17 protein-coding genes are annotated in these 16,238 nt (G+C 39.4%); 9 read left to right on the top strand and 8 right to left on the bottom strand.

From position 1 onward, the window contains the following. Positions 1-165: 165 nt before the first annotated feature. On the bottom strand, positions 166-1,017 hold the full coding sequence (locus FXV77_RS21095; RefSeq protein WP_222867842.1) for an ATP cone domain-containing protein: 852 nt from the start codon (positions 1,015-1,017) through the stop codon (positions 166-168). A gap of 87 nt (positions 1,018-1,104) precedes the next feature. On the opposite strand from FXV77_RS21095, the gene FXV77_RS21090 reads away from it, so the two are divergent. After that, positions 1,105-1,404, top strand: a complete 300-nt coding sequence (locus tag FXV77_RS21090) for a YgaP family membrane protein (RefSeq protein ID WP_148921227.1) — start codon at positions 1,105-1,107, stop codon at positions 1,402-1,404. 61 nt (positions 1,405-1,465) lie between these two features. Here the strand turns inward: FXV77_RS21090 and FXV77_RS21085 are convergent, their stop codons facing one another. The 4 genes from FXV77_RS21085 to FXV77_RS21070 are packed head-to-tail and all read right to left on the bottom strand — an operon-like array spanning position 1,466 to position 4,944. Continuing rightward, positions 1,466-2,275 carry a phosphate ABC transporter ATP-binding protein gene (locus FXV77_RS21085; protein WP_148921226.1) on the bottom strand — a complete coding sequence of 270 codons (810 nt, stop codon included), beginning with the start codon at positions 2,273-2,275 and terminating at the stop codon, positions 1,466-1,468. Next, positions 2,230-3,084: a PstA family ABC transporter permease gene (locus FXV77_RS21080; RefSeq protein WP_148921225.1), complete on the bottom strand. Its 855-nt coding sequence runs from the start codon at positions 3,082-3,084 to the stop codon at positions 2,230-2,232. The genes FXV77_RS21085 and FXV77_RS21080 overlap by 46 nt, the downstream gene beginning before the upstream one ends. Then, positions 3,084-3,971: a phosphate ABC transporter permease subunit PstC gene (pstC, locus tag FXV77_RS21075; RefSeq protein ID WP_246162549.1), complete on the bottom strand. Its 888-nt coding sequence runs from the start codon at positions 3,969-3,971 to the stop codon at positions 3,084-3,086. The genes FXV77_RS21080 and pstC overlap by 1 nt, the downstream gene beginning before the upstream one ends. 1 nt (position 3,972) lies before the next feature. Continuing rightward, positions 3,973-4,944, bottom strand: coding sequence for a PstS family phosphate ABC transporter substrate-binding protein (locus FXV77_RS21070; RefSeq protein WP_148921224.1), 972 nt, complete (start codon positions 4,942-4,944; stop codon positions 3,973-3,975). A gap of 174 nt (positions 4,945-5,118) precedes the next feature. Between FXV77_RS21070 and FXV77_RS21065 the strand changes: the two genes are divergently transcribed. The 8 genes from FXV77_RS21065 (at position 5,119) to FXV77_RS21030 (ending at position 13,422) form a co-directional block, all read left to right on the top strand. Next, positions 5,119-7,230, top strand: coding sequence for a HEPN domain-containing protein (locus tag FXV77_RS21065; protein WP_148921223.1), 2,112 nt, complete (start codon positions 5,119-5,121; stop codon positions 7,228-7,230). Positions 7,231-7,255: 25 nt separating this feature from the next. Further along, a complete protein-coding gene (cobA, locus tag FXV77_RS21060; protein ID WP_148921222.1) occupies positions 7,256-8,020 on the top strand; it encodes a uroporphyrinogen-III C-methyltransferase in 765 nt (254 codons plus the stop codon). A gap of 1 nt (position 8,021) precedes the next feature. Continuing rightward, positions 8,022-8,615, top strand: a complete 594-nt coding sequence (locus FXV77_RS21055; RefSeq protein WP_148921221.1) for a precorrin-2 dehydrogenase/sirohydrochlorin ferrochelatase family protein — start codon at positions 8,022-8,024, stop codon at positions 8,613-8,615. Continuing rightward, positions 8,599-9,294, top strand: a complete 696-nt coding sequence (locus FXV77_RS21050) for a phosphoadenylyl-sulfate reductase (RefSeq protein WP_148921220.1) — start codon at positions 8,599-8,601, stop codon at positions 9,292-9,294. The genes FXV77_RS21055 and FXV77_RS21050 overlap by 17 nt, the downstream gene beginning before the upstream one ends. 28 nt (positions 9,295-9,322) lie before the next feature. Next, on the top strand, positions 9,323-10,213 hold the full coding sequence (cysD, locus tag FXV77_RS21045; RefSeq protein ID WP_246162551.1) for a sulfate adenylyltransferase subunit CysD: 891 nt from the start codon (positions 9,323-9,325) through the stop codon (positions 10,211-10,213). A gap of 20 nt (positions 10,214-10,233) precedes the next feature. Further along, positions 10,234-11,478, top strand: a complete 1,245-nt coding sequence (locus tag FXV77_RS21040) for a sulfate adenylyltransferase subunit 1 (RefSeq protein WP_148921218.1) — start codon at positions 10,234-10,236, stop codon at positions 11,476-11,478. A 290-nt stretch (positions 11,479-11,768) separates the two neighbouring features. Beyond that, positions 11,769-13,103, top strand: a complete 1,335-nt coding sequence (gene gdhA / locus FXV77_RS21035) for an NADP-specific glutamate dehydrogenase (RefSeq protein ID WP_148921217.1) — start codon at positions 11,769-11,771, stop codon at positions 13,101-13,103. 73 nt (positions 13,104-13,176) lie between these two features. Beyond that, on the top strand, positions 13,177-13,422 hold the full coding sequence (locus FXV77_RS21030; protein WP_148921216.1) for a hypothetical protein: 246 nt from the start codon (positions 13,177-13,179) through the stop codon (positions 13,420-13,422). A 218-nt stretch (positions 13,423-13,640) separates the two neighbouring features. Here the strand turns inward: FXV77_RS21030 and FXV77_RS21025 are convergent, their stop codons facing one another. From FXV77_RS21025 to FXV77_RS21015, 3 genes are all read right to left on the bottom strand, one after another. Further along, complete coding sequence (locus FXV77_RS21025) at positions 13,641-13,907, bottom strand: hypothetical protein (protein WP_148921215.1); 267 nt, start codon at positions 13,905-13,907, stop codon at positions 13,641-13,643. A 230-nt stretch (positions 13,908-14,137) separates the two neighbouring features. Then, on the bottom strand, positions 14,138-14,767 hold the full coding sequence (locus tag FXV77_RS21020) for a gluconate 2-dehydrogenase subunit 3 family protein (protein WP_148921214.1): 630 nt from the start codon (positions 14,765-14,767) through the stop codon (positions 14,138-14,140). A 17-nt stretch (positions 14,768-14,784) separates the two neighbouring features. Beyond that, positions 14,785-16,212, bottom strand: coding sequence for a Gfo/Idh/MocA family protein (locus FXV77_RS21015; protein WP_187444206.1), 1,428 nt, complete (start codon positions 16,210-16,212; stop codon positions 14,785-14,787). Positions 16,213-16,238 lie beyond the last annotated feature (26 nt).

Genomic DNA, 16,238 nt, shown 5'->3' with positions numbered 1-16,238 from the left:
GGAGATAATATAACGTTTTCCTTTTTAAATAACAAACATATTTTATGCAAAGATGGGATGTTTTTCGTTAAAATGTGTTAAATAAGTGTTAAATTGATTTTAATTTTTTTCTTATAAATTTTGATTATACCATCTAATTTAAACAAGAACGAAATAGCCAACTCCCTAAATCCCCTCGGCTATCGGGCTGTGGACTAGTTCCTGCGCTTCGATTAAGATACGTTTTTTCTGGTGTTGTGCGGTCTGTAGATATTCGAGGTAGTCGGGGTTTTCCACCAAGTCCCGGACGAGTATACAGCCATTTTTGAGTAACAGCGATTTCTCCATGCCATTTAAATTAGTTAAACAAGTCACAGGATAGAGATCTAAATTGTCTACTTGATTCTTAATATTGTTATGAGCAGGATAGTCCCAAGCCAACATGTTTAATTTATAATATTCTCCAAAGCTAATGGAGTCAGAAGTAAGATAAGCATTTGTCACTAGCCAACCATCCGTAAATTGTTTGGATGTCTCAAAGAAGGAAAAGGATAGATCTTTAATATCTTTTACCCTCGACAAAAAATACATCGGGGTGGTCACCGAAATTTTTGCATCGACGTCGTTTCGGAATTTGCATTCTATCGCGAGCATAGAATCACCTTTTGTGGCAATGACATCAATTTCGTGCGTCACTGCGTGGCCTTGTACTGTTTTCCCGGTAATCGTTTTGTAGCCTGCATTGGCAAACAATTTCCCTATCCATTTCTCAAAGTAGAAGCCCTCTGGACCTAAATCCCGAAGAGCCTTCTTTAACGAATATCTAGCTGCGTAGGAATCCCGATGGTTTTTTAGTAGATCAAAGGCAAGCTGATACAGTTCGCGCGTGGTGATGCCGTCATAGAGACGCGGTTGTATACGTTGGAAAACTTTGTTGACTTCATCCTCCGAAGCTTCGGATTTGGATAAGGAGTGCCTTAATTTATTCGGTTCGAAAGGGACCAACTCCCCCGAATGTTTCTTTACATGAATTTTCATTGTAATTTGTTTGCTAAAAAATACATTTTTTTATATAAATAGCAAAACATTTTGAATAAATAGATTGTTCTATCTAAAAAATAAGTTATGGGAATTGTAGAACAAGCAGTAGACAAAATGAAGACTAAACTGGACGATGCTTGCGAGCATGGTGCGATAGGGAGTTCAGAACGCATGCTGTCTGTAATAGCGGGCGGCTTCATCTTAGGATATAGTGTCAAAAAATTATTAAAAAAACCGCTGAGAGCCATCTCTGGTGTTACGCTGGGAGGCGCGTTGATTGCGAGGGGAATAACAGGTAGATGTCCGGTCAAAGGCGCATTGGAGAATGCGGAAGAAGAGGAACGAAACCTTACGCTAATCGAACGCCGATATTTCGAAAAATAAATCGAAGTTTGTTATATACTAATTCTGGCTAGATCATCCATAAGGTGGTTTAGCTTTTTTGTTAACTGATAAAACCTTTAACATATTGTTGTGTAATCTCGTGTTGTGGATGCAACAGTACATCATCTGTTTTGCCAAATTCTATTATTTCTCCATTGTATACAAATATGATATAATCGGATACACGACGTGCTTGTCGAAGAATATGTGTAACGAGAACGATCGTGTAATCTTGTTTTAGCGATATTAATAAATTTTCAATTGTTTGCGTTGAAACGGGATCTAGCGCCGACGTGGACTCGTCCCCTAAAATAATTTCTGGCTTTACAGCAAGTCCGCGCGCCAAGCATAAGCGCTGTTGTTGCCCTATAGAAAGTTGGGTCGCAGATGCATCCAATCGATCTTTGACCTCGTCCCACAGTCCGACATTACGTAACTCTGTTTCTACTATTTGAGCCAATACCTGTTTGTTTTTTTCTCCATGTATCCTTGGACCATAGGCGACATTGTCAAAAATGGACATAGGTAAAGGAAAAGGTTTTTGCGAAAGCAATCCCATCTTCTTGCGTATATGGGTGACCTCCGCATCTTTCGCATAAAGATCTTCGCCATTCACTAACACCGAACCGGTAATATCCACACCTTTTGTGTCGTCCACGAGACGATTCAGGGTTTTGAGCAATGTTGTTTTTCCACAACCCGATGGGCCGATAATGGAGGTGACCGAATTATTGGGAATAGATAAGTTGATATTCTTTAAAATACGTTTACCCTCAATGGTCACGTTCAGATCTTTAATTTGTATATGTGGGATGGAAGTGTTCACTAAATCTTGTGTTTCTGCTGTTTGGATGCTAGAAGGTGTGTACATATAACGATTATTAAAATAATACATGTTAAAACTAATGCGGAAGCATAGGCACGTCCTTGTACTTCCGGAATTGGGCTGCTTAACTGAAAGAAAATAGCCAATGGTAATGTGGCCGCAGGCTCATCTATATATTTGGGAAGGTTATCACTAAACCCCGTCGTTAACAAAACTCCCGCTACATCGCCTATTGCCCGGCCAAATGCCAATAGGATGGCCGTAAAAATCCCTGGTTTAATATACTTTAAAAAGATTTTTGCCAATTCCCATCTTGTCGCCCCTAAGGAAAAGGTGACATGTTTTAAATCGATAGGAATCGTTTTTAACAATTCATCTATAGTCCGCACGACGATAGGAATCGTTAACAAGGTAATCGTAATGATTCCCCCCAATAAAGATGCCCGGATACCCATCCAAACCATGATACTGAAAGCAATCGCGCCGTATACAATGGAAGGAATACCAAAAAGGACATCAAACAATAGTTTACAGGAACGCTCCAAAAAAGATCCGCTCTTTACATAAATGTTTAGAAAAATAGAAATAGGAATCCCAATGACGGTAGCAAGCACAGTAGAGCAAGTAGCTAAATACAATGAGCCTAAAATGGCATTCAGGATACCTCCTTCTTTTCCAATGTAGAAGCCACCTTTTGGAGCTTGGCTAATCATTTCCCAAGATAAATAAGGGAGTCCTTTATAAAGAATAGTACCGATGATAAAGAAAAGCGAACCCGTAATTGTTATCCCCGAAAGCTGCATTGCTACCTTCGCTATCTTCTCTTTACGCAGTCTTTTTTTTATGTTACTCATTACGATTTTCCCTCCAATCTATTGAGAATCAACCGCGATATTAAATTGAATCCGAAAATGAGTACAAACAAGAGTAGGGCTGCAAACATCAAAGCAGAATCATATAATGGTATAGACATCATTTCACCGAAGTTATTGGCAATTAAGGCTGGTAAAGGGTAACCTGCATCGAAGAACGATTTTGGAATCTGCGGTATATTACCACAGACCATGAGTACCGCTATCGTTTCTCCAAAGGCACGGGAAATACCTAAAACAACGGCTGCAATCAATCCCGGTTTGGCTTTTACCAATACGACTTTAACAATAGTTTCCCATTTTGTGGCACCTAATGAAAGAGAGGCTGCTTTCAATTCATAAGGAATTGTTTGCAACACCTCTACCATGATACTCACCATGATCGGAAAGATCATCACGGCCAATACAATCCCTCCAGCAAATACAGTGTAACCTGTAGTTTCCGCTCCCACGAGGGGTGCAATATATTGGCTCAAAAAAGGAACCACAAATAATACTCCCCAAACACCATAAAGCACGGGAGGAATGGCAGCCAGTACATTCACCAAAGGTAAAACCATTCTACGCAGTGCCTCACTAGCATACTCTACCAAATAAGCCGAAGCCAGAATACAGAGTGGGGCGGCAATAATAAGGGATATAAATGTTACCCAAATGGTTCCCATGATGAAAGGAAGAAATCCAAAACTTCCATTGAGGGGTGACCATACACTTTCTGAGAGGATAGCTCCCAAACTCTCCGCACGGAGCAGAGGTAAAGATTTGATACTAAGCCCCACGAGTATAAAGACGATAACAATAAGGGATAACGCCAACATGGTGGCAAAACTGCGCTGAATAAACTTATCTTTTATTAATCTCCAATTCACTTTATAATGATAATTTATTTAATTCATTATTCTTTACCACGTCATTCAAAGGAACGTACCCGTTTTCGAGCAGATAACTCTGTTGCTCCTTTTCTAGAACAAATTGTATGAATGCCGTCAATAATTTTGTTTTTTTATTAGAGTGAATGACAAATGTCAAGTCACGGGAAGGAGGAGAGGGGTAGCGATTGGTGGCGACGGCATTTGTTAATGAATCAATATGGTCGTAGAAATCTTCCTCTTCATCAATACGCCCATCGCCATTAAGATCTAATGGAAGGATACCGATATTTTCTACTGTTTGCTTCGTTTTAAGATCATAAACAAAATTAATATTGCTGAAACCGATCGAAAGGGGTTTGTCCTTAATCGCTTGTACTAAACCGGGATCTCCGAATATACCGACACCCTTTAATCCTTCTTGGTGTACACCTAGAAACTTAGCCCAAGTTTCTGCAGCTCCCGCAGCATCTGAACGTACATATACTTCAATAGGTTTATTTACAAAGCGAGTATCTATGTCGCTCCAAAGTCTATATTTTTTATTTACAAAAATACCTTCTAGTTCTTCTTGCGTAAGACCGCGCTCTTTTATAAGCGCATAGTTAGGGTGGTTACTATTAAAGGAAGCTACTACAGCATCTTTTGCGACATGTATAGGATAAGCACCACGCACAAGTTCTTGCTTATGTAGATCACGCGATACCAAGCCAATATCAACCATATTGGATAAGACATCGGAAATCCCTTTTCCGGCACCACCCGCCGAAATATTAAAGCGAACATTGGGATGTTCCTTTTTAAAATCTTCACTCCATAATACAACGATAGGGTATAGAGCGAATGCACCGGAAATAGAAATATTCCCTGTATAGCCATTTTTCTCATCATACCCTTCTTTAACATTTGGAGCACATGAAGTTGCTAAAAATATAAGTAAAAAGCTGTATATTACATAATTATATTCTCTCACTTAATTTTGTTGTTTGAATTGCTTCGAAAAATTGTCTACAAATATATACTAAATTGGTAGATTTTGTATGATTAATATATAAAAATTTTATAACTTTGTCCTCAAGTTGTTGAAAAGACGCCATTGAATGGCAGGGATAATTAGCAAATTAAAAAAATAGAGAGAGAAGAGATCATGCAAAGCTTTCGCACAGAATTAGAGAATCCAATAGTAGAGCAGGAGATAATTGAGCTGGAGAAAAAGATAAGAGCTTACCGCGAGGGGAATATCGTGGAAGATAGATTTAAATCCTTACGCCTGGCTCGTGGTATTTATGGACAACGCCAACCGGGGGTTCAGATGATACGTATCAAATTGCCTTTTGGTAAGGTAACCTTTAAGCAATTATTGAAGATCGCAGATATCTCCGATGAATATGCAAGCAGTAATATACATTTCACGACGAGACAAGATATTCAAATACACTTTGTAAGCCTGGATCGTACACCCGAATTGTGGTCAAAACTAGCAGAAGATGATATGACCCTGCGCGAGGCTTGTGGTAATACCGTTCGGAATGTTACGGCCTCCCCAGCTGCCGGAGTAGATCCAGATGAACCGTTTGATGTTTCTTCTTATGCGCAGACAACATTCGAATATTTTGTTCGGAACCCCATCTGTGCTGAAATGGGCCGAAAGTTTAAGATTGCATTTTCATCGAGCATAAAAGATACGGCTTTTTCTTATATACACGATTTCGGCTTTATCCCTAAAGTGAAAACAATAGATGGACAGGAAGTGCGTGGTTTCACGGTGATGTTCGGAGGTGGTTTGGGTGCGCAACCTATATTGGCACATAAAATACACGATTTCTTGCCAGAAGAGGAACTTATTCCGTTGATGGAAGCAACTATACGTGTGTTTGATCGTCATGGTGAGCGTAACAATAGAAACAAAGCACGTTTTAAATACGTGGTACAAAAATTAGGATTGGAAGAAGTATTAAGGTTAGTTGAAATCGAACGCAAAGCTAACAAAAGTAAGCAATTTGTCATCGACAGAGATAAAATCACACAACCTGAACCTCCAGCTGTATTTACGGGTATGGTGGAACCTCTCGATCCAAATGCCTATGAAATATGGTCGAAAACGAATGTTTTTGAACAAAAACAAAAAGGTTTCTACGGTGTCTATGTCAAAGTACCTACAGGAGATATATCGACCGCCAACGCTCGTTTACTGGTAGCAGGAATCCGCGATCATGTTGCGGACGATATGCGGATTACACAAGATCAAAATTTATTATTAAAATACGCTCGAAAAGAATCTCTTCCACATATATATAATGTATTGCACCAGCTGGGGTATGCACGGTTTGGGTTCAACAGTACATTGGATGTGACAACCTGTCCAGGAACAGATACTTGCAATTTAGGTATCTCCAATTCAACAGAAATGGCACGTGTGCTGGAGCAGTATATTGAGGAATTTCATGCAGATTTCGTGTATGAAACGAAGCTGAAAATCAAAATTTCCGGTTGCATGAATTCATGTGGTCAGCATAGTCTAGCCCATATAGGATTCCACGGCGCTTCACTCAAAGCTAGTGGCAAGGTGTTGCCAGCTGCACAGATCATGATGGGTGGCGGAACGGTAGGCGACGGTATTGGGCGCGTATCGGATAGAGTTACTAAAGTGCCGACCAAGCGTGTTACACAGGCGGTAGATTTGGTATTAAATGACTATAAAGTAAATAAGTTAGACAACGAGAATTTCCATGATTACTACGACAGGCAGACAAAAGATTATTTCTATCGTTTGTTGAAGCCTCTTGCAGATTTAACCAATCTAACAGATGATGAGTTTATAGATTGGGGCCGTGAAGATGTCTACAATACAGCTATTGGTGTAGGAGAATGTGCAGGAGTAGTTATTGATTTGGTTGCGACGTTATTATTTGAAGCGGAAGAAAAAATAGATTTGGCAAAAACGATGCTGGAAAAAGGGCAATATGCCGATAGTATTTACCATGCATATAGTGCCTTTGTCTGGACAGCAAAAGCGCTATTACTGGATAAAGGAATAAATGCGAGTACACAAATAGCGGTTATAGACGAATTTGATACCCAATATGTGCAAGCAGAAATATTCACTTTTCCGACTTCGTTCAAGGAGCGCGTATTACAAATCAATAAATATGAACCTTCTCCAGAATTTGCAGAAGCATATTTAACACAATCTACGGCGTTTTACGTTGATGCTGCTGCCCGAAGAGAGGAGTTACGGGCGGCAACGACAACCGTTTAGTTTAATAATAGGAGAGAAATAAGAAATGCAAATTAAACCATTTATTACTTTAGTCGGAGCTGGACCGGGAGATCCTGAGCTTATTACGCTAAAAGGTATAAAAGCTATTCGTGAAGCGGATGTTATTCTCTATGATGCGTTAGTGAATGAAGAATTATTATCTTATGCCAAGCCATCTTGCACATTGATTTATGTCGGGAAAAGAGCGGAACGCATATCCACTTCACAAGATTATATTAATAAACTTCTTGTTGATTACGCATTGACTCATGGCCATGTCGTACGTTTAAAAGGAGGGGATCCATTCGTGTTTGGAAGAGGAGGAGAAGAGATAGATTACGCCAGGCAATTCAATGTCCCCACGGCCGTTGTACCAGGTATATCCTCTTCCGTCGGTTTGACAGGATTGCAACAGATTCCGTTAACTTATCGTGGAATCAGTGAGAGTTTTTGGGTTATCACCGGATCCACATCGGATGGTCGCCTTTCAGACGATTTGAAATCGGCAGTATACACCAATGCAACGGTTGTCGTGCTCATGGGATATGCTAAATTGGCGCAAATCGTAGATTTTTACCAACAGCATGGCAAAGGTCAATTGCCTATAGCGCTTATTCAAAATGGCTCGCTACCAAACGAACGTATTGCATTAGGACGCATAGACAATATCTTAGAAGAAGCCGAACGTAATCTTGTTGGAGTTCCAGCTATTATCGTTCTAGGAGAGGTTGTTGCTAAGCACCAAGCGTTTGAAAATATAAAAAAAGAGCTTCAGTCAATTACGCTTTAAAATGAACGAGCTGTTTCCCATATATGTGAAACTTCAACAGATTCAAACCCTGCTGGTAGGAGCTGGAAACGTTGGGTTAGAAAAATTAGAGGCAATTTTAGCCAATTCGCCACAGGCAAGAGTACATGTTGTGGCGGAAGAAGTTGGTACAGAGGTTCGTGCGCTGGTTAAAGGAAAAGAAAATGTAGAAGTTTCAGAGCGGGCGTTTGACGAAAGTGACGTCAAAAATGTAGATTTAATTATTCTTGCAACAAACAATACGGCATTGAATGCCCATATTCGTCAGCTAGCTAGTAAGCATCACATTTTATTGAATGTGGCAGACAAGCCTTCACTTTGTGACTTTTATCTAGGTTCGGTAGTCTGTAAAGGTAATCTCAAAATTGGGATATCGACTAACGGAAAATCGCCTACCATCGCAAAACGAATCAAGGAGTTTCTTAACGAACTACTTCCTGAAGAGATTGATGAAACACTGGAACTAATGGGGCAGTTAAGGGATAATCTAAAGGGCGACTTTCAAGAAAAGGTACGTGTTTTAAATGCGCATACAAAAGATGTTTTAGTTAAGAAATCGTATGATAGCACAAATTAAGCAGGAAATACAAGGCTTGAACGCGGCAGAAATTATTGAACATGTGCAGCGAAAATACGGTTCTAGAACGGTCTTTTCGACTTCATTCGGTATAGAAGATCAGGTTATAACACATCTGATTGCACAATCCGGAAAAGAAATTTCTCTTTTCACATTGGAAACGGGACGTCTTTTTCCGGAAACATACTATGTATGGAACAGGACATTGGAAAAATATAAACTTCCTATCAAAGCCTATTATCCAAATACGGAAGCGGTAGAGCAAATGGTTACAAAAAAAGGACCATCAAGCTTCTATGAATCGGTGGAAAACAGGAAAGAATGCTGTCATATCCGTAAAATAGAACCATTGCGTCGTGCTATACAAGGATTTGAGATATGGATTACCGGTATCCGTGCTGAACAGTCTACCAATAGAGAAGATATGGAAAATGTGGAATGGGATGCAGCAAACAATATTATTAAAATACATCCTTTGTTTCATTGGACATTAGAAGAAGTAGAAGGTTTTTTGAAAAAAAATGGTATACCTTATAATCCATTGCATGATAAGGGCTTCCCAAGTATAGGTTGCCAACCTTGTACCCGGGCAATACGCAAAGGAGAAGACTTCCGCGCCGGCAGATGGTGGTGGGAAGATAAAAGTAAAAAAGAATGTGGTCTACATGTTACACAATAAAGAAGAATCAATAGATTATAAACAGCAGATGGATTATTTAGATCATTTAGAAGCGGAGGCGATATATATCCTGCGTGAGGTAGCGGGACAATTTGAGAATCCTGCACTTTTGTTTTCGGGTGGTAAAGATTCAATAACACTAGTGCATTTGGCGAAAAAAGCATTTCGCCCGGGAAAATTTCCTTTTCCATTGGTACATATCGACACCGGACACAATTTTCCTGAAACAATCGAATTTAGAGATAGGTTGGTTGAACAGTTAGGAGAGAAACTTATTGTTGGATTAGTACAGGAAAGTATTGATCAAGGAAAAGCAGTGGAACAGAAAGGTAAGCATGCCAGCCGTAATGCATTGCAAACCGTAACACTTTTGGATACCATAGAAAAGTATGGTTTTGACGCTTGTATAGGAGGAGCTCGGAGAGATGAGGAAAAAGCGAGGGCAAAAGAACGTATTTTTTCTGTACGTGATGAATTTGGGCAATGGGATCCGAAACGTCAACGTCCGGAGCTTTGGAATATCTTAAATGGAAAAATTCATAAAGGTGAAAATGTACGCGTATTCCCCATTTCAAACTGGACGGAATTGGATGTTTGGAACTATATCAAACGAGAGAATATCGCATTGCCTTCCATATACTTTAGTCACGAACGTGACGTGGTACTACGGAACGGGCAGTGGATGGCAGCAGCGCCATTTCTAAACATCGATGGAGAAGATATTTTAGAACATAAATCGGTGCGTTTCAGAACAGTAGGCGATATGACCTGTACAGCCGCAGTAGATTCTGTTGCTACTGAACTCGATGATATTATCGAAGAAATAAAAGCTTCAACTGTCAGTGAAAGAGGAGCGAGGATGGATGACAAAGTTTCTGAAGCTGCGATGGAAGAACGTAAAAAACAGGGATATTTTTAAGGAAAGTAAGCTAGAGAGAAATGAATATACTGAAATTTATAACGGCAGGCTCTGTAGATGACGGCAAAAGTACTTTAATCGGTAGATTGCTGTATGATACCAATTCGATTTTAGACGACCAATTAGAGGCCATAAAAAAAGCCAACCGAAAAAACAATGATGGAACGGTTGACCTTGCCATATTAACGGACGGTCTGAAAGCCGAGCGGGAACAAGGAATTACCATTGATGTAGCGTATAAATATTTTCAAACAGAAAAGCGGAAATTTATTATTGCTGATGCTCCGGGACATATACAATATACACGTAATATGGTAACGGGTGCTTCAAATTCCGAATTGATTATTATATTAATCGATGCACGTAAAGGGGTTATTGAACAGACTAAGCGTCATTCATTTTTGTCAAAGTTATTGTCATTAAAGAAAGTACTAGTTTGTGTCAATAAAATGGATATGGTTGGATTTGATCCGTTTGTTTACGAAAAAATAAAAGCTGATTATCTAGCTTTAGCGGAACGATTAGGCCTCGAAAATGTTGATTTTATTCCGGTTTCTGCCTTAAAAGGAGATAATATCGTACACCGCTCGGAAAATATGCCTTGGTACGAAGGCGTTTCTCTGTTAGATTATCTGGAAACAGTCAATATAGAAGATAACCAGTTACAACCATGGCGTTTTCCTGTACAATGTGTAGTTCGTCCGCAAACGGAAGATTTGCACGATTATAGGGGGTATGCAGGGCGTGTCTTAGGAGACGGTCTAAAGGTAGGAGAAGAAGTTGTGGTATTGCCGAGTGGCGTGAGGAGTGTTGTAAAAAGTCTTGAGTTAGCAGAGCAACAGTTAGACGGAGCGCAGAACGGACAATCTCTTATTGTTCATCTAACGGATGATATTGATATTTCAAGAGGAAATATTCTCGTATCAGCTAATCATCCGGCGTTATCGGAAAGGAATTTTGAGGCCAACATTTGTTGGTTTGATAATAAATCATTGGATACAAATCAGGTTTACCTGCTGCAAAATCACAGTACACTTACTAAAGTCAAAATTACAGAGATTTTGTATAAGTTTGATGTAAATACCCATGAGAAACAATACAACGAAGATATTCGTCTAAATGATATCGGTAAGATTGGAATGAAGGCCGCTGAAGAAGTTATATTTGATTTGCATCGAGATTTTCCTGAAAATTCACAAGCCATATTAATTGACCCTAGAACAAATTTAACTGTAGGCGCTGTCATGATTGAAAATGTAGCGTAGCTTTATAAATATTGGCAGGAGCATTGTCTCCTAAAAAAGCGACTTTGAATACATATCAAAGTCGCTTTTTTTATCTGATGGTCCGAAGAGAGTAGGGATTTTATAATTTTCTATTTAACATAATATGAATTATGATTCTATTGTAATATGTCGAGAATAGGGATTACTATTCATAATATTCACAATATTACTTAATTGTACACAGCTTTTTTAAAAGAATATTCTCTATTTGACAATTATTTTAATAAATTAGCAACCTGAGGGAATCTAAAAAACATAATTGCTAACAAATGTCACTTAACTTTAAAAAGTTTATCAAATACGTTGAGGATAGAAATCCAAACGAACCAGAATTCTTACAAGCTGTTGCGGAAGTTACTGAAGATTTAATACCGTATATCAATGAACGGCATCCGACCTGGAGCGATTTAAAAATATTAGAACGCATTGTGGAGCCAGAGCGTGTTGTTTCTTTCCGGGTGGCATGGTTAAATGACAAAAATGAAGTTCAGGTAAACCGTGGATACCGTGTGCAAATGAACAGTGCTATCGGGCCATATAAAGGAGGGCTTCGCTTCTCTCCCACTGTAAACTTAAGTATCCTTAAGTTTCTAGCTTTTGAGCAGGTATTCAAAAATAGTTTAACAGGGATACCGCTTGGTGGCGGAAAGGGAGGTTCAGACTTCGATCCAAAAGGTAAATCGAATATGGAAATTATGCGATTTTGCCAAAGTTTCATGACGGAACTATATCGCCATATTGGGGCAGAAACGGATGTTCCTGCTGGTGATATAGGCGTAGGAGAACGTGAAGTTGGTTATATGTTTGGTCAATATAAACGGATTCAGAACAATTTTACCGGTGTACTAACAGGAAAAGGAAAGCATTGGGGAGGATCATATATCCGACCGGAAGCAACAGGATACGGTCTGCTTTATTTTGTGGAATGTATTTTTGAAAATATAGATGAAGAGATAGCAGGAAAGACTATCGCCATCTCCGGAGCAGGCAATGTAGCGTATTATGCAGCTGAGAAAGCCATACATTTGGGTGCTAAAGTGATATCCTTATCGAATAGTACTGGAACATTACATGATCCAGAGGGTTTAACACTGGAAAAATTGTCATACGTTGGAACATTAGGGCGTGAATTAGAAAGATATCCACAAAAGTTTAAAGCTGCATCTTTTCATCCAGGAAAAAAACCTTGGCACCTTAAATGCGACATCGCTCTTCCATGTGCTACGCAAAATGAACTAGGTCATGAGGACGCTAAATTGCTTGTTAAACACGGTTGTGTATGCGTTGCTGAGGGCGCTAATATGCCTTCTACGGCAGAGGCGATTAAAACATTCCATAAAGCAAGGATTCATTTCGCACCTGGTAAAGCTGCAAATGCAGGTGGCGTGGCCGTTTCTGGTCTCGAAATGTCACAAAATTCGATTGGACAACAGTGGAATGCGGAGAAAGTAGATGCTCGGTTGAAAGGTATTATGGACAATATCCATAAAACCTGTCTTAAATATGGAAAGGAAGAAGACGGATATATCAACTATTTGAAAGGTGCAAATATAGGAGGCTTTATTAAGGTGGGCGCTGCTATGAAGGCACAGGGGTTGGTTTAATCCATAATTTCGTGTAAATTCGAAAGCTCCACAATTGATTGTGGAGCTTTATTTTTATCTAATTTTTTAATATATGAGAATCGTTGCGGAACTTCCTCATCCCGATTGCAAAATATCCATTTTTTCGATGAATCAAAAGTTCATCATTAAGTTTGAACAAGGGGTGCTTGAGCAATCTTATAAGCTAGCGGAAACGGATGTTATCGGAGGCATAAATGGGATTTTTGAACTGTTGGATGAAGAATTTATCAATCAGGTTCTAGAGCAGTTTAAATACATGCGCAAAACTTTTATTAGTGCCTATGAAAGGTATGAATAATTTATTTTTATAAAATGTATTTCTTCTTGATAAACAGTAGCATATGATTTTACTAAATCAAAAACAAAATAAAATTTGGCTCTAGAGATACCGTCTTCTTCCTTGCTTTTCTCTATATGCAAACTCTTGATTTATATAGAATATATAAACATCTGAATATGAAATATTTAATATACGGAACAGAATATTATTTGGCAGGGAAAAATCTAAATCTTTTTTTAAAAATCAACTTTGATAATGGATTTTAAAGGGATAAGAACGCCATTTTTAATTTGGACATACTGCTCCGTCAATGACCATACCGTTGTCTCCACACGTTTTGGTCCGTCTTCCGTTTGGAATACGATGGTTGTTTTGGATTTAAACTCATTTCCCAAGCGCTGTGCCGATCGTAATTTGCCATAAAGTGCAGTTGTATTGTCTATCTCAGCCGGAATAATCTTATATTCACCAATACGTTCTTTTTCTATAATTTGTACAGTCATATACTAAAGTTTGTTATATATTATAATTCATCTAAATAACCTTGCTAACGCACTATTAAATATAAATATTTGATTTTGACGTTTTATACATAACAACAAATTCTTTACATTATTGCTTGGTTTTTAACATTTATTTGCAGTTGTACACACTTATAAAAAAACATCCAAACAAGATTCTGGTCTGTTTGGATGCTTTGTGAATTTATTCACTGTTTTAGTACCATTCTTTGCTAAGGCGCGAATGCTCTCTCTCCTTTTTTGTAAGGATAGTTACCATCATATTTGCCCGGGATTTTAACATAGCGTAGCGCTTTTGTCATACCAACCTCCGAGGTGAAAAATCCAGTCAATGTTAATTGCTTCAGCATATGGAAGAAATGGTTTGGAAGCTGTTCAACTTCTTCTGCGTTCTTTCCATTTTTTTCCGCTTCTTCGTTTAATTCCCGTTGTTTTTTACCTCTTTCCTTTTGGAATTCTTTAGCTTCTTTATCCAGCATGTTGACAAACTGCAATTGTTCATCTTTTGATAGTTCTTGGAACTTTTTACCAAATTCCTTTTTCGCTCTATCGTCTACACCATCTAAACCTTCGAGGAAAGCTTTTTGGTCTTGCGGGTCATAACAGTCTCGGATCATTACCGGAATAAACTCACCTACACCAGCCTCCTTTGCACCGGGTGTTGAAGTTTCGGGCAAAATTGCTTCTGCGAGATCCCCTAAAAAATTCGTTTTATCTTTTTCAAACAACACGGCCACATCCTTAGAAGCGGGTCGAGTACACCCTTCCAGGAATAAGTTGGCTCCGATAACGGAACCACCGATCAGCATGGCCACACGTTGAATTGCTTCTCTTCTATTCATTTTTAATTTGTTTAAAATTAAATATTATAATTTATCTCCCATCCTTGACGGTATTCCCGTTTCACAAATTGATTTACGATATCAAAGTTGGTTACTTTCATTGCATCTTTATCCCACAATAATTTGAGGTTCCGGCCTGGGAACTTACCGTCTACGTTGAGATCTGCTCCACGAATCGCCAAGTTGGCCATTAAGATGGCTTCTGTAAGGGGGCCCGAAATTTCAAATGGTGCACTAACTTCCATGTTTCCATAGCCTGCGATACAAGCTTCTACCCATTGGGCATAGTGTCCACTTGCCTTTCCCGGAACACGTGCATATTTCTGTGCTACGCTTTCTTTACGGGTAGTAGGAAGTAATCGGGCGTTATCGCCATAGGTATCGGCCAATAATTTACCTTTTGTGCCAATAAATAAAATACCATTTCCGCCATCACCGAAAACTTCGTTAGGCTCTAATTCATCCGGACGGGCTGGTTGGATACCACCATCCATCCAATGCAACGTAACTGGTCCGCCGTTCTTATCCGTTTTAGGGAATGTCATGGTAACATGGCTCGACGGTGGACAACTTTCAGGGAAGTAGCCTCGTTTAAATTCATCAACATAGATTGTACCCACTGTAGCCTGTACATCCTGTACATATTGTAACCCTAAAGTGCTAAAAGGCACTTCCAAAAGATGACAGCCCATGTCACCTAATGCGCCGGTTCCGTAATCCCACCAACCCCGCCAGTTGAATGGTACCAATTTTTCGATATAGTCTTTGTATGGAGCTGTTCCTAACCAAAGATCCCAATCCAACTCATTCGGCACAGGTGCCGTTTGGGTTGGCCACGGAATCCCCGAAGGCCATACCGGTCTATCTGTCCAACAGTATATGGTATGCACATCGCCTATTAGACCGGCTTCATACCATTCCCTGATCTCACGTGGGCCATCGTTGGACGCTCCCTGGTTTCCCATTTGTGTCACGACCTTATATTTTTTTGCAGCGTCTGTTAGCACACGCGCTTCCCAAACATCGTGTGTCAACGGTTTCTGCACATACACGTGCTTACCTAACTCCATTGCAGCTAACGTTTGGATAGCGTGATTATGATCAGGAGAAGAAATAGATACAGCATCTATATGCTTGTGCTCCTTGTCCAACATCTCCCTATAATCCCTGTAGTATTTTGCCTTTGGAAAGTTTTTTACCGCTCCGGCAGCGCGACGATCATCTACGTCACATAAAAATGCGATTTCTGCTTTTCCACTTTTATGAAAAGACATAATGTCTCCGTAACCTTTACCTCCCACACCAATGCCGGCAATGTTTAACTTATCGCTCGGCGCAATAAATCCTTTTCCGCCCAGTACATGACGAGGAACAATCATAAAACCTGCTGCGGCTAAAGCTGCACTTTTTATGAAATTCCTCCTTGAACTATTTGTTTCTTTCATGATTTGATACTTTTATTGTATTAAAG

It is taken from the genome of Sphingobacterium phlebotomi (assembly GCF_008180195.1).
Taxonomy (GTDB): domain Bacteria; phylum Bacteroidota; class Bacteroidia; order Sphingobacteriales; family Sphingobacteriaceae; genus Sphingobacterium; species Sphingobacterium phlebotomi.
Note: the sequence above shows the minus strand (reverse complement) of the source record. Positions and strands in the feature narration are given on the sequence as shown.

Coding starts and splice junctions, on each gene's coding strand:
- FXV77_RS21020 (WP_148921214.1), bottom strand. CDS start 14,767: ATGAATAGAAGAGAAGCAATTCAACGTGTGGCCATGCTGATCGGTGGT.
- FXV77_RS21095 (WP_222867842.1), bottom strand. CDS start 1,017: ATGAAAATTCATGTAAAGAAACATTCGGGGGAGTTGGTCCCTTTCGAA.
- cysD (WP_246162551.1), top strand. CDS start 9,323: ATGGATTATTTAGATCATTTAGAAGCGGAGGCGATATATATCCTGCGT.
- FXV77_RS21065 (WP_148921223.1), top strand. CDS start 5,119: ATGCAAAGCTTTCGCACAGAATTAGAGAATCCAATAGTAGAGCAGGAG.
- FXV77_RS21055 (WP_148921221.1), top strand. CDS start 8,022: ATGAACGAGCTGTTTCCCATATATGTGAAACTTCAACAGATTCAAACC.
- FXV77_RS21090 (WP_148921227.1), top strand. CDS start 1,105: ATGGGAATTGTAGAACAAGCAGTAGACAAAATGAAGACTAAACTGGAC.
- FXV77_RS21030 (WP_148921216.1), top strand. CDS start 13,177: ATGAGAATCGTTGCGGAACTTCCTCATCCCGATTGCAAAATATCCATT.
- FXV77_RS21015 (WP_187444206.1), bottom strand. CDS start 16,212: ATGAAAGAAACAAATAGTTCAAGGAGGAATTTCATAAAAAGTGCAGCT.
- FXV77_RS21080 (WP_148921225.1), bottom strand. CDS start 3,084: ATGAGTAACATAAAAAAAAGACTGCGTAAAGAGAAGATAGCGAAGGTA.
- cobA (WP_148921222.1), top strand. CDS start 7,256: ATGCAAATTAAACCATTTATTACTTTAGTCGGAGCTGGACCGGGAGAT.
- FXV77_RS21040 (WP_148921218.1), top strand. CDS start 10,234: ATGAATATACTGAAATTTATAACGGCAGGCTCTGTAGATGACGGCAAA.
- FXV77_RS21085 (WP_148921226.1), bottom strand. CDS start 2,275: ATGTACACACCTTCTAGCATCCAAACAGCAGAAACACAAGATTTAGTG.
- FXV77_RS21025 (WP_148921215.1), bottom strand. CDS start 13,907: ATGACTGTACAAATTATAGAAAAAGAACGTATTGGTGAATATAAGATT.
- gdhA (WP_148921217.1), top strand. CDS start 11,769: ATGTCACTTAACTTTAAAAAGTTTATCAAATACGTTGAGGATAGAAAT.
- FXV77_RS21050 (WP_148921220.1), top strand. CDS start 8,599: ATGATAGCACAAATTAAGCAGGAAATACAAGGCTTGAACGCGGCAGAA.